11 protein-coding genes are annotated in these 12,918 nt (G+C 75.7%); 8 read left to right on the forward strand and 3 right to left on the reverse strand.

The genetic code is table 11. The annotated features are described in order from the left end of the window. Positions 1–31: 31 nt before the first annotated feature. Positions 32–1,180, reverse strand: a complete 1,149-nt coding sequence (locus tag AB0N04_RS34465; protein WP_360220701.1) for an aminotransferase class I/II-fold pyridoxal phosphate-dependent enzyme — start codon at positions 1,178–1,180, stop codon at positions 32–34. Between the two features lie 231 nt (positions 1,181–1,411). On the opposite strand from AB0N04_RS34465, the gene AB0N04_RS34470 reads away from it, so the two are divergent. Beyond that, positions 1,412–2,005 carry an antibiotic biosynthesis monooxygenase gene (locus AB0N04_RS34470; protein WP_360220698.1) on the forward strand — a complete coding sequence of 198 codons (594 nt, stop codon included), beginning with the start codon at positions 1,412–1,414 and terminating at the stop codon, positions 2,003–2,005. Between the two features lie 107 nt (positions 2,006–2,112). Here the strand turns inward: AB0N04_RS34470 and AB0N04_RS34475 are convergent, their stop codons facing one another. Together AB0N04_RS34475 and AB0N04_RS34480 are read right to left on the reverse strand one after the other, a co-directional pair. Next, the gene (locus AB0N04_RS34475; RefSeq protein ID WP_360220695.1) at positions 2,113–2,592 is read right to left on the reverse strand and encodes an SRPBCC family protein; all 480 of its coding nucleotides are present in this window, start codon (positions 2,590–2,592) and stop codon (positions 2,113–2,115) included. A gap of 26 nt (positions 2,593–2,618) precedes the next feature. Beyond that, positions 2,619–4,463: a glycoside hydrolase family 15 protein gene (locus AB0N04_RS34480; RefSeq protein ID WP_360220692.1), complete on the reverse strand. Its 1,845-nt coding sequence runs from the start codon at positions 4,461–4,463 to the stop codon at positions 2,619–2,621. Between the two features lie 201 nt (positions 4,464–4,664). Here AB0N04_RS34480 and AB0N04_RS34485 point away from each other — a divergent pair, with 201 nt between their 5' ends. The 7 genes from AB0N04_RS34485 to AB0N04_RS34515 all read left to right on the forward strand — a co-directional run bounded on the left by AB0N04_RS34485 (position 4,665) and on the right by AB0N04_RS34515 (position 12,917). Continuing rightward, positions 4,665–5,471, forward strand: a complete 807-nt coding sequence (locus tag AB0N04_RS34485) for an SAM-dependent methyltransferase (protein WP_360220689.1) — start codon at positions 4,665–4,667, stop codon at positions 5,469–5,471. Positions 5,472–5,691: 220 nt separating this feature from the next. After that, on the forward strand, positions 5,692–7,836 hold the full coding sequence (locus AB0N04_RS34490) for an EAL domain-containing protein (RefSeq protein WP_360220686.1): 2,145 nt from the start codon (positions 5,692–5,694) through the stop codon (positions 7,834–7,836). A 461-nt stretch (positions 7,837–8,297) separates the two neighbouring features. Further along, positions 8,298–9,395: a glycosyltransferase gene (locus AB0N04_RS34495; protein ID WP_360220683.1), complete on the forward strand. Its 1,098-nt coding sequence runs from the start codon at positions 8,298–8,300 to the stop codon at positions 9,393–9,395. Further along, positions 9,395–10,711 carry a glycosyltransferase gene (locus AB0N04_RS34500; RefSeq protein ID WP_360220680.1) on the forward strand — a complete coding sequence of 439 codons (1,317 nt, stop codon included), beginning with the start codon at positions 9,395–9,397 and terminating at the stop codon, positions 10,709–10,711. The genes AB0N04_RS34495 and AB0N04_RS34500 overlap by 1 nt, the downstream gene beginning before the upstream one ends. A gap of 6 nt (positions 10,712–10,717) precedes the next feature. Further along, positions 10,718–11,134, forward strand: coding sequence for a hypothetical protein (locus AB0N04_RS34505; protein ID WP_360220677.1), 417 nt, complete (start codon positions 10,718–10,720; stop codon positions 11,132–11,134). Next, the gene (locus AB0N04_RS34510; RefSeq protein ID WP_360220674.1) at positions 11,131–12,108 is read left to right on the forward strand and encodes a glycosyltransferase family 2 protein; all 978 of its coding nucleotides are present in this window, start codon (positions 11,131–11,133) and stop codon (positions 12,106–12,108) included. The genes AB0N04_RS34505 and AB0N04_RS34510 overlap by 4 nt, the downstream gene beginning before the upstream one ends. Then, complete coding sequence (locus AB0N04_RS34515; RefSeq protein ID WP_360220671.1) at positions 12,105–12,917, forward strand: polysaccharide deacetylase family protein; 813 nt, start codon at positions 12,105–12,107, stop codon at positions 12,915–12,917. The genes AB0N04_RS34510 and AB0N04_RS34515 overlap by 4 nt, the downstream gene beginning before the upstream one ends. Position 12,918: the final 1 nt, after the last annotated feature.

The raw sequence follows: 12,918 nt of genomic DNA on the forward strand, positions 1-12,918 counted from the left end.
GCGACGGATCCGCGCCGGGGCTCCCGGCCGCTCACAGGCGGTCCAGCCGCTCCAGCACCTCGTCCAGCACCGGCCCCGGCAACGCGTAGTTCAGCCGCAGCGAGCCCTGCCCGCCCGTGCCGAACTCGGCGCCGTCCGAGGCCTCCAGGCCGCAGCGCTCCAGCAGTGCCCGCCGGGCCCCCTCGGGCGGCAGGCCGAGGGCGGCGGCGTCCAGCCAGAGCAGGTAGGAGGCCTGCGGCGCCGACCGGACGGCCGGGCCGAGCCGCTCGGTCAGCCGGGCGCGGGCGGCCGCCAGGTGGGCGAGCAGCGCGTCCAGCCACGGGCCGCCCTCGCGCAGCGCCGCCTCCTGCACCGTCTGCTCCAGCAGACCGCCCTCCCAGAGCCCGAACCCGGCCAGGGTGTCGGTGAAGCGGGCGCGCAGTGCCGGGTCCGGGACGAGCGCGAAGGCGGACGGGATCCCGGAGCAGTTGAAGGTCTTGCCGACCGAGTTGAGCGAGACGACGTGCCGCCGGTCCCAGGGGTGGGCGGTGGTGACGGCCACCGGGTGGTGCCGGCCCGGATGGGTGAGGTCGCCGTGCACCTCGTCCGAGACCAGCAGGGCCCCGCACCGCGCCGCCCAGGCGGCCAGGCCGCGCACCGCGGCGCCCGGCCACACCCGGGCGGACGGATTGTGCGGGCTGCTCAGCAGCAGGGCCGAGGCGGGGCGCGGGAGCTGGCCGGCCTCAGGCAACCGGTAGCCGTCGCCGGTGACGGTCAGGGCGAGCTCCCGGTACGCCACCCCGGCGGCCCGGCAGATCTGCGCGAAACCGCCCCACTCCGGCGTCGGGAACAGCACCGGCGCCTGTGGCCGGACGGTCTCCAGCAGCAGGCGCAGCGCGGTGCGCGGGCCGCAGGGCAGCAGCAGGACCCAGTCCGGATCCACCTCGACGTCGTGCCGCTCCCGGTACCAGCGGGCCACCAGGGCCCGACCGGCCGGGTCGCACACCGTGTACCCGTACGCCCGGTGAGCGGCCCGGCTCCGCAGGGCCGCGGCCACGGCCGGCGGGCCGGGCAGGTCCATGTCCGCCAGACCCATCGCGATCACCCCCGGTGCCCCGGCGCGGGCCCATTTGCTGCTGCCCGTCCCGGCCCGGTCGAAGGGGGCGTCGAAGCCGAAGTCCTCGGGCGGGGCGGTGCTCATGGCGGACCTCCGGTGGGGTGGGGCGCGGCCGGCGTCGGGGCCGGACTCCTGGATTCTGTCGGGCCCGGCGGAGATCCGGGGCGATTCCCGCCCGGCGGCGGCGCCGCGTCCCATGGTTCGGGCGCGGCGGACGGCAACGGCGGGCCGCCCGTAGGCTGCCCGGCGGCTCGCGAGCGGGGGAGCCGGACCGGCCCGCGCACGGCGGAGCCGCACGGGGAGAAGGGTGCAGGCATGGCGACGACGGCACGGGGGACGGCCATCGGGCAGGCCGAGGAGCACGACGAGGTGACGCTGTTCGTGGCGCGCCGCGTGGAGCCGGGCTACGAGGAGACGTTCGAGGTCTGGGCGAAGAACATCCTCGCCGCCGCCTCCGCGCACGACGGCAACCTGGGGACGGGGCTGCTGCGCCCGGCCGGGTCGGACGAGCCCTGGCACCTGCTGCTGCACTTCCGGGACGCGGCGGCCTTCCGGTCCTGGCAGTCCTCCCCGGCCCGGGCGGCCTGCTTCGAGAAGGCGGACGGCCACCACCACGAGGTGCACCGGCACGAGATCCTCGGCATGGAGGGCTGGTTCGCCACCACCCCGGGTGCGGCGCAGCGCCGGCCGCCGGTCCGCTGGCGGATGGCGGTCGCCTCCACCGTCGCCATCGCCCCGCTGACGGTGGCCTCCGCGGTGTGGCTCGGCCCGCACCTTGCGGCGCTGCCGGTGGCCGTCCGGCCGCTGGTCACCGCACCGCTGATCAGCGGGCTGATGACGTACGCGGCGCTGCCGCTGGTGACGCGGCTGCTGCGGCGGTGGCTGTTCCCGCGGGGGGACGGCAGGTAGTGGCCGACGGCTGACGACCGATGGCGAACAGATGACGGCGAACAGATGACAGCCGACAGATAACAGATAACAGATGACAGATAACAGATTTCGAAATCTGTCAGCTGTCATCTGTTCGCTGTTCGCTGTTCGCCGTTCGCCCCGCCGGCCGCCAGGTACGCCGCCAGTCCGCGCCGGCCCCGGCGCATCATCACCGCGTGGTTGGCGCGGAAGAGCGGGTGCAGCGGGAGGGCGAGGCGGCGCAGCAGGGGCCGGCCGGGCCGGGCGTCCTCCTCGAAGAGCACCCGGGTGCCGTCGCCGACGCCGGTGACGGTGAACCGCGACCACCCGTCGAGGTCGCCCCGCATGGTGGCCTCCAGCACCCCGGCGGCCGGGTCCCGCCGCCGCGCCTCCAGGTGGATCACCAGCCGGTACGGCAGCAGCGCGCGCACCACGACCTCCCCGGACCGCTCGTCGACGGGCCGCACGTCGAGCACCTCCGGCCACCACCGAGGGTAGCTCCGCACGTCCTCCAGCGCCGCGTACACGGCCGGCGCCGGCGCCGCGAGCCGCCACACGCCGCGGAACCGGTAGTGGTTGGGGTCCACGCGCAAACCTTAGCGGTGCCCCGCCGCTACCGTCCCCGGGTCGACTCGGCCAGGGTGAAGGCGGTGTTGACCAGGGCCACGTGACTGAACGCCTGTGGGGTGTTGCCGAGTTGGCGTCCGGCGTGCGGGTCCCACTGTTCGGCGAGCAGCCCCAGGTCGTTGGCGAGCGCGACCACCCGGGCGAACAGGGCGCGGGCCTCGTCGACCCGCCCGGTGGCGGCGAGCGCGTCGGCGAGCCAGAACGAGCAGGCCAGGAAGGCCCCTTCGCCGCCCGGCAGGCCGTCGCCGTGCGGCCCGGCCCGGTAGCGGAGCACGAGTCCGCCGTGGTCGAGTCCGTCCCGGACGGCGTCCACGGTGCGCACCACCCGGGGGTCGTCCGGGGGCAGGAAGCCGCTCTTCACCACGAACAGCGTGGCCGCGTCGAGGCCGCGCCCGCCGTAGTGCTGGACGAAGACGCCGCGGCGCCGGTCGTAGCCGTTGGCGCAGACGTCCGCGTGCACGGCGTCCCGCAGGGCCCGCCAGCGGTCGACCGGGGCGGGCAGCCCGGTGCTCTCGGCCAGCCGGACGGCACGGTCGGCGGCGACCCAGCTCATCACCTTGGAGTGCACGAAGTGCTGCCGCCCGCCGCGTACCTCCCACAGCCCCTCGTCCGGTTCGCGCCAGTGCTGTTCGAGGTGGTCCATCAGCGCGCGCAGCAGGGTCCAGACGTGCCGCTCCATCGGCAGTCCGGCCTCGACGGCGAGGTGCAGGGTGTCCACCACCTCGCCGTAGACGTCGAGTTGGAGCTGGTCGACGGCGGCGTTGCCGAACCGGACGGGACGCGAGCCCTCGTACCCGGGGAGCCAGTCGGCGGTGGTCTCGCCGAGCACCCGCTCCCCGGCGACCCCGTACACCGCCTGGAGGTCGCCGCGCCCGCCGGCGATGGCGCGCAGCAGCCAGCGGCGCCAGGCGGCGGCCTCCTCGCGGAAGCCGCCGCGCAGCAGGGCGGAGAGCGTCATGGAGGAGTCGCGCAGCCAGCAGAAGCGGTAGTCCCAGTTGCGGGCCCCGCCGATCCGCTCGGGCAGGGAGGCGGTGGGTGCGGCGACGATGCCGCCGGTGGGCGCGTAGGCGAGGGCCTTGAGGGTGATCAGCGAGCGCAGGACGGCGGCCCGCCACTCGCCGCGGTAGCGGCAGTCGGAGGCCCAGGTCTGCCACCGGGCGACGGTGGCGAGCAGGGCCTGTTCGGGGTCGGCGCGCGGGGTGGTGGTGAGGTGGGAGGGCTGCCAGGTGAGGACGAAGGGGACGCGCAGCCCGGCGGTCACGGTGAAGTCCGAGACGGTGACGCCGTCCAGGCCGTAGGTGTGGACCCCGGCGGGCACCCGTAACCAGGCCGAGTCGGGCCCGGCGACGGCGACCCGGTGGTGTCCGGTGCGGCGGACCCACGGGTCGATGCGGCCGTAGAGGAAGCGCAGCCGCAGCGTGCCGCGCATCGGGACGGTGCCCTCCAGGCCCTCGACGATCCGGATCAGCTGCGGGTCGCGGTGCCCGCCCGGGCCGGGGCGGCCGTCCTGCTCGCCGTGGTGCACCGGGCCGGGGCGTCCGCCGGGGCTGCGCTGCGGCATGAAGTCGATGATCCGGACCTTCCCGCCGGCGGTCTGCCATTCGCTCTCCAGGACGAGGCTGTCGCCCCGGTAGCGGCGGGCGTGGCACTCGGCGGCGCCCGCGGGGGCGATCCGCCAGGCGCCGTGGCGCTGGTCGCCGAGCAGTCCGGCGAAGCAGCTGGGGGAGTCGAACCTGGGCAGGCAGAGCCAGTCGACCGATCCGTCCCGGCCCACCAGGGCGGCGGTCTGCAAGTCACCGATGAGGGCGTAGTCCTCGATGCCTCCGGCCATCACGTCCATTCTGGGCCGGGAACCGGTGGTTCGGCAGGACGAGGGGCGAACAGGGTGCGAACGCCGCGTGCCGGGAAGGGGGCACTCCGCTTGCACCCGTTCGGGGTGCAGAGGAGGATCTTCTGTGCTTGTAGTCTCAGCTGTCACAGCAGTCGTCGTGAGGCGCTGCAGCCCCACAACCGGAGTGAAGGAGTCACAGGCATGCGGCGACCGAGCTGGGTACCGGAGGGCACGGACCTGGACAAACCGAACGCCGCGCGGGTCTACGACTACTACCTGGGGGGTTCGCACAACTTCGAGGTCGACCGCGAGATGGCCCGCCGGGCCATGGAGCTGTGGCCCGAACTGCCGCAGATCATGCGCTCCAACCGCGCCTTCCTGCGCCGCGCGGTCTCCTTCCTCGCCGAGCGCGGCGTGACCCGTTTCCTGGACATCGGCTCCGGCATCCCGACCTTCGGCGCGGTGCACGAGGTCGCCCGGGCGATCCGGCCCGGGGCGGAGGTCGTCTACGTGGACCGCGACCCGGTGGCCGTGGCGCACAGCCGCCTGCTGCTGGCGGACGACCCGGAGTGCTCCGTCGTCCAGGCCGACCTGCGCGACGTCGACGACCTGCTGGGCCGCCCCGAGGTGGCCGGACTGCTGTCGGCGGGCGAGCCGGTGGCCGTGCTGCTGGTGGCCGTCGCGCACTTCGTCACCGACGACGAGGACCCGTGGAAGCTGATCCGCACCATCCGCGACGTGCTGCCGTCCGGCAGCGCGCTGGTCCTCTCGCACGCCTCCCTGGAGGGGCGCCCGGACCAGGCGGAGGACCACCAGAAGCTGTACCGGATGACGCCGACCCCGCTGACCATGCGCACGCACGAGCAGATCACCGCGATGTTCGACGGCTTCGAGCTGGTCGAACCGGGCGTGGTCTACCTCCCGCAGTGGCGCCCGGACCAGCCGGAGGCGGTCGGCGAGCACCCCGAGCGGATGACCGGGGTGGCAGGCATGGGGTTCCGCCCTTGAGCGGACGGACCGGACGAGGAGCCGACGGTCGCGGAGCGGGCACAGCGGCCGCCGGTCGCACCGGTCCGCACGCGGCCCCGCCGGCCGCGGGCCCCGCGCGTCCCGCCCCGCCGGTCACCGCCGCACCCACCGCCGCTCCCGCCATCGCGCCCGCCATCGCGCCCGCCATCGCGCCCGTCATCGCTCCGGTACCCCCCGCCTCGCCCACCCGGGTGGACCGATGAGCGCCGCCCCGGTGTCCGACAGCGCCGAGCGCTTCCACGAGGCCTGGGCGCGGCTGCTCTCCGCCGACCACGGGATCGCCATCCACCCCGGGCTGCTCGGCCGGCTGGTGGCCCGGACGGCGGGGCTGCTGCACCGCGCCCAGCAGGAGGAGCCGTTCGAGCCCCGGCTGGCCGCGCAGGCCGGCGCGGAGCTGGTCGACGCGCACTTCACCGACCCGGTGCTGCTGGCCCGGGCGGTGGAGCTGCTGCAGGCGCAGCCGTCCGGGGACGAGCGCGGCCCGGCGCTGACCGGAGCCTTCGCGGCCGGCTGGGCCGCGGCCCTGCGCGAGCGCACGCTGCGTGAGCAGGAGGCGATCCGCACCGCCGCCGACGCGGCCCGCAAGGAGGCCGAGCGGGCGCTGCGCGCCTCCGAGGCGCGGTTCCGCGCGCTGTTCGAGAGCGCGGCGATCGGGATCGGCATCGGGGACACCGACGGCAACATCCTGGCCGTCAACAAGGCGCTGCAGGAGCTGTTCGGCGCGGGGCCGGAGGACATGACCGGCCGCCGGGTCGGCGACCTCGTGCACCCCGAGGACACCCCGGGCGTCTGGGAGGCGTACGAGGACCTGATCAGCGGCCGGCGGGAGTACTTCCAGATCGACAAGCCGTACTACCGCCAGGACGGCGAGGTGGTCTGGACGCACCTGACCGTCTCACTGATCCGGGACGACGACGGCGTCCCGCAGTACCAGGTGGCGATGCTGGAGGACATCACCGACCGCTACCGGCTGCAGGAGCGGCTGCGCCACCAGGCCACCCACGACCCGCTGACCGGCCTGCCCAACCGGGCGGCGTTCTTCGAGCGGCTGGAGAAGCTGTTCGAGGAGCCGGAGCCGGGCGCCAGGTTCGGCCTCTGCTACGTCGACCTGGACGGCTTCAAGGTGGTCAACGACAGCCTCGGCCACGACACCGGCGACCAGTTGCTGGCCGCGGTGGCCGCCCGGCTGAAGGCCGCGCTCACCCCGCTCGGCCACCTGGTGGCCCGGCTCGGCGGCGACGAGTTCGTGGTGCTGCTGGAGAACTGCCGGGGCGAGCAGGAGGCCGTCGCGGCCGCGAAGACGGTGCTCAAGGCGCTGGCCGGGCCGGTGCTGATCGGCGATCACAAGCTGGCGGTGGGCGCTAGCGTCGGCGTGCTGGAGCGGCGGGTCTCCACCACCACCCCGGGCGCCGCCGTCCGGGCCGCGGACCTGACGCTGTACCGGGCCAAGGAGGCCGGCCGCGGCCGCTGGACGCTGTTCGACCCCAAGGAGAACGCCCGCGCGGTCAGCCGCTACGCGGTGTCGGTGCGGATGCCGGCGGCGCTGGACCGCGGCGAGTTCTTCATCGACTACCAGCCGCTGTACGCGCTCGCGGACGGCCGGCTGGCCGCGGTGGAGGCGCTGGTGCGCTGGCGCCACCCGCAGCTGGGCGTGCTCGGCCCGGACGAGTTCGTGACCACCGCCGAGGAGACCGGGCTGATCATGCCGCTCGGCCGCTGGGTGCTGGAGCAGGCCTGTGGTCAGGCCGCGGACTGGATCAAGCGGTTCGGCGACGCCGCCCCGCAGCTGAACGTCAACCTGGCGGTCCGTCAGGCGCGCAGCGCGGCGCTGGTCACCGACCTCGCCCGGATCCTGGACGGCACCGGGCTGGACCCGGCCAGGCTGCAGCTGGAGATCACCGAGTCGACGGTCGTCGGGCCGGAGGACGAGGCGCTGCGCACCCTGCACGGGCTGGTCGACCTCGGCGTGTCGCTGGCCGTGGACGACTTCGGCACCGGGTGGTCCAACCTGGCGTACCTGCGGGACCTCCCGGTCTCCGGGCTGAAGATCGCCGGGTCCTTCGTGGGCGATCTGCACGATCCGGCGAAGGACGAGTCCACCGGGTGGCGGATCGTCAGCGGCCTGGTGTCGATGTCGCACGCGCTCGGACTGACCGTCACCGCCGAGGGCGTGGAGACCTTGAAGGACGCCGAGCGCCTGCGCACCATCGGCTGCGACTGGGCGCAGGGCTGGCACTTCGGACGGCCGGTGCGGCCGGGCGAGATCGCCCGCCGGATCGCGGAGGAGCCGCAGGGCCGCCCGGTGCAGGGCCGTCCGCTGCGCGGCCGTCCGGTGCAGGGCTGACGGGCGCGAGGCTGGCGGATGCGGGGCCGACGGGCGCCGGGCGGCCTGGTCGCGCCGCGTGACGGCGCAGGATCGGGTCCGGTGACTCGGTGTCACCACGGGTCATGGGAAGTTACGGTAAAAAGCGGACAAAGCCCCCTTGACGTGACTGTCCGTGCCGACGGACGATGAGGCCCTGGCACACTCCGCACCCGAAGGTGCGGTGGTTCATAGGCCAGTTCGTACGACCGGCGCCGCAGGCGCCGGGGAGGGCCCGGGCGGTGCGCACCCCCATCCGGCCGCCACGGAGCCCCTCCCTCGTTTCGGCAGCCCCGAGGCCTCCCCGAGGTCCTCGCTCCGGGCTTCCCCACCGGGCCCCGCCCGCGCGTATCCGTCCGCGCCCAAGGCCCGTTCGCCACCGTTAGGGGCCCGCGCCGTGCCCGGCGTCCGCCCGTCGCCTCCCTCCCGAGAGGCCGCCCCCGATGAGCACCACCCTGCCCTCCACCAACCACGCCTCCGTGGCCCAGGACCCCGCCGTGCCCGCCGTGGCACCGCCGTCCGCCGGGCCGCCGTCCGAGACCAGGCCGTCCGATAGCAGGACCTCCGAGACCAGGCCGTCCGAGACCAGCCCCTCCGAGAACAGCCCGTCCGAGAACGGACGGCACGAAGACCGGCGGTCCGAGACCAGGCGGTCCGAGGACCGGCCGTCCGAGCGGCCCTACCAACCGCCCGTCGACCGGCCCGTCAACGGCGAGGCCCACCCGCAGCGCCGGGCCACCGACCGCGCCACCGCGCACCACCCGATGCGCCGTGCCGACGACCCGCCCGCCACCGCCCGCTCCGCCCGCCCGGCCGCCCAGGCCCAGGTGGCCGCCCGGCACTCGGTGAGCCTGGTCGTCCCGGCCCACAACGAGGCCCGCAACATCGCCTGGGTCTTCGAGCAGATCCCGTCCTGCGTCGACGAGGTCATCCTGGTCGACGGAGCGTCCAGTGACGCCACCGTCCCGATGGCCCGGCACTGCCTGCCCACCGTCCGCAGCGTCCAGCAGAGCGGCCCCGGCAAGGGCAACGCCCTGCGCACCGGCTTCGCGGCCGCCACCGGCGAGTACGTCGTGATGATGGACGCCGACGGCTCCATGTGGCCCGGCGAGATCCCGCACTACCTGCACTTCCTGGACAACGGGTTCGACTTCGTCAAGGGCTCGCGCTGCATCGCCGGCGGCGGCTCGCTCGACCTCACCCGGATCCGCTCGCTCGGCAACCGGGCCCTGCTCGCCGTCGTCAACCGCCTCTACGACGCGAGCCTCACCGACCTGTGCTACGGCTACTGCGCCTTCCGCCGCTCCTTCCTGAGCGCCCTCGACCTCCGCTCCACCGGATTCGAGATCGAGGCCGAGATGATCGCGCACGCGCTTCGCTCTGGACTGCGGATCGCCGAGGTGCCGAGCCTGGAACTCCCCCGCCGCAGCGGTCGCTCCCACCTGCACGCCGTCTCCGACGGCCGCCGGGTGCTGAGGACCCTGATCGCCGAGCGTCCCGGCGCCCGGTCCCCGGCGGCCGCCTCCGTGGGGGAGCACTGATGAATGGCACCGACCGGCGCACCGCAGCAGCCTGCCCGCGCCCCGCCGCCCGTGACTCGCTCCACACCCCCGTCCGCGTCGTCGAGCTGGACCTGGACGAACCGAGCGGGCTGCGCTCGCCCGGCGGTCTCGGTGCCGTCGACCCGGCCGGACGCGTGTTGGCGTTGGTGCGGCTGCACGGACACCCGCTCGGCTTGGTCACGGCCACCGGAGCAGCCGGCGGGAGCGCCGAACTGCGCCGGGCGCTGGTCGACGCCGCCCACCGGGAACTGCGTGTTCCCGCACTGTCCACCGCGACACCCGCGGCGCGTCCCGGTCGGGTCGGCCGCGCCCGGGTGCCCGCGGGCCCGGTCACGGTCAGCGTGGTCGTCGCCACCCACAACCGGGCGGGCCTGCTGCGACCCTGCCTCGACTCCCTGCTGCGGAACGGCTATCCGCGCACCGAGGTCATCGTCGTGGACAACGCCCCCGCCGACGACGCCGCCGAACGGCTGATCCGGGACCGGTACCGGGGCCGGGTCCGCTACCTGCGCGAGCCGGTGGCGGGCCTGGCCCGGGCCCACAACGCCGGGCTCGCCGCCGCGACCGGGGAGATCACCGCCTTCACCGACGACGACACCCTCGCCGACCCGGACTGGATCGGCGCCCTCGCCCGGACCTTCGCCGAGGACGAGCGGATCGGCTGCGTCACCGGCCTGATCCTGCCCGCCGAACTCGACACCCCCGCCCAGGTCGCGCTGGAGAACCACGGCGGCTTCGCCAAGGGCTTCGCCGCCCGCACCTGGAGCCTCGCCGACCGCCTCGGCGACCCGCTCTTCCCCTTCGCCGCCGGCCGCTTCGGCTCCGGCGCCAACATGGCCTTCCGCACCGCCCCGCTGCGCGCCCTCGGCGGCTTCGACCCCGCCACCGGCACCGGCACCCCCGCCCGCGGCGGCGACGACCTGCTCGCCTTCTTCCGCATCCTGGTCGCCGGCCACGCCCTCGCCTACGCGCCCGACGCCATCATCTGGCACCGCCACCGGCGCACCATGGACGCCCTGCCCGCCCAGGCCTTCGGCTACGGCGCAGGCTTCGGCGCCTACCTCGCCGCCGCGCTGCACCACGAACCCGCCATGCTGCCCGCCCTGTTGCGCTGCCTCCCCGGCGGCCTCCGTTACGCGGCCCGCCGCGCACGCACCCGGCCGGACCCGGGCGCGGCGGGCCGCCGCCCCAGCTGGCACCTCGCCCGGCTGGAGCTGCAGGGCATGCTGTACGGGCCGCTCGGGTACGTGCGCAGCGTCCACCGGGACCGGGCCACCGCCCGGGCGACGGGGTGACGGGCCGTGTTCGCGCGGACCGCGGCCGCCGCCCCCGCCCGGGGGCGCGGGACCTGCTCCTGCCCGCTGCCGCTGCCCTGCGAGTGCTCGTACCCCGCCCTGTTGCGGGCCCGGCTGCGGGCCGCCGTGGTGGCCGGTGGACGGCTGCTGCGCAACGGGCGCGTGCCGGCCGCCCTCGGCCGCACCGCCCCCGGTCGCACCGCCCCCGGTCGCACCGTCGGTCGCGGCTCCGCCCTCGGCCTCACCGTCGCCGGCCTCACCGTCGCCGGTCTGACCGCCGCCGGCCTGACCGCCTGGCTGCTGTCGGCGATCGGCCTCGCCGGCGCCGCCCTCGCCTGGGCGACCGCCGCCACCGCCCTCGCCGTGCCACTGCTGTGCACCCTGCCGCGGTGGCTCCCGACACACGAACGGAGACGGCCGTGAACCCCCCGGGCCTGTCCGTCATCGTCTGCGCCTACACCCTCGACCGCTGGGACGACCTGCGCGCCGCGATCGGCTCGCTGCACGGCCAGCACCGGCCGCCCGACGAGGTCCTGCTGGTCGTCGACCACTGCCCGGAGCTGGTGCGCCGGGCCGGGGCGGAGTTCCCCGGCGTCCTGGTGCTGCCCAACCACGAGCGGCAGGGCCTGTCCGGCGCCCGCAACTCCGGCGTGGCCGCCGCCTCCCAGGAGGTGGTCGCCTTCCTCGACGACGACGCCGCCGCGGAGCCCGGCTGGACCGGCCACCTCCTCGCCCCCTACCGGGACCCGCGGGTCCAGGGCGTCGGCGGCCTCGTCCTGCCGCGGTGGGACGGCGGGCGCCCGTCCTGGTTCCCCGCCGAGTTCGACTGGGTGGTCGGCTGCTCCTACCGCGGCCTGCCCACCCGCCGCAGCGCCGTGCGCAACTTCATCGGCGCCAACATGTCCTTCCGCCGCGCCGAGGTGCTCGCCGCCGGCGGCTTCCGCACCGACCTCGGCCGGGTCGGCACCCGCCCGCTCGGCTGCGAGGAGACCGAGCTGTGCCTGCGGCTGGCCGAACGCGACCCCCGGGGCCTGCTGCTCCACGAACCCGCCGCGGTGGTCCGCCACCACGTGCCGGCCGGCCGGTCCACCTGGGCCTACTTCCGCGCCCGCTGCTTCGCGGAGGGCCGCTCCAAGGCCGCCGTGGCCCGCAACCGCGGCAGCCGCGCCGCCCTCGCGAGCGAGCGCCGCTACCTCACCGCGACCATCCCGGCCGCGCTCGCCCGCTCCCTGCGGGCCGCCGGCGCCGATCCGCGCCGGGCCGCCGCGCTGCTCGCCGGCGTGTCCGTCACCGTGCTCGGCTACGCCGCCGGCCGGATCGCCGCCGCCCTGCCCGGCCGCCCGGCGACCGCCCCGGACGCGCCGGTGCGCGCCGTCCCCGCGGAGCGCGCGTCATGACCGCCGTGCCCGTGCTGCTCTACCACTCGGTCTCCGACGACCCTCCCGGCTGGATCGCCCCGTACACCGTGTCGCCGCGGGTGTTCGCCCGGCAGCTCGACGCGCTGGTGGAGGGCGGGCGTCGGATCGTCCCGCTGCGCCGGCTGGTGTCGGCCCTGCGCGGCGGCCCCCCGCTGCCCGAGCACTGCGCGGTGCTCACCTTCGACGACGGGTTCGCCGACTTCTACTGGACGGTCGCCCCGATGCTCAGCGACCGGGACCTGCCGGCCACCCTGTTCGTCACCACCGGCGTCGTGCACATCCCCGGGCACGCGGGCGAGGGCACCCTGCTGCCGCCCGCCGAGATGCTCACCTGGCGCCAGGTCGCCACGCTGGACGCGCTCGGCGTCGAGATCGGCGGCCACACCCGCACCCACCCCCAGCTGGACACCGTGCGCGGCCGGCAGGCATGGGACGAGATCCGGGGCTGCAAGCACGAACTGGAGGACGCGGTGGGCCACCAGGCCGCCTCGTTCGCCTACCCGCACGGCTACTCGAGCGCCGCCGTCCGGCAGAAGGTCCAGGCGTCCGGCTGGACGTCGGCGTGCGCGGTCGGCAACGCGTTCAGCTCGGACGGGGACGAGCCGCTGCGGATCTCCCGGCTGATGCTCCGGGCGGACACCCCGGCGGCGGAGTTCCGGCGCTGGGTGCAGGGCGTCGGCGCCCCGGTGGCGCCGTACCCGGAGCGGATGCGGACCAGGGGCTGGCGGGCGTACCGCCGGGGCCGGGCGCTGCTCGGCCGCCCGGCGGGCGGGCCGCCCCGGGCCTGAC

It is taken from the genome of Kitasatospora sp. NPDC051702 (assembly GCF_040681575.1).
Lineage (GTDB): Bacteria > Actinomycetota > Actinomycetes > Streptomycetales > Streptomycetaceae > Kitasatospora.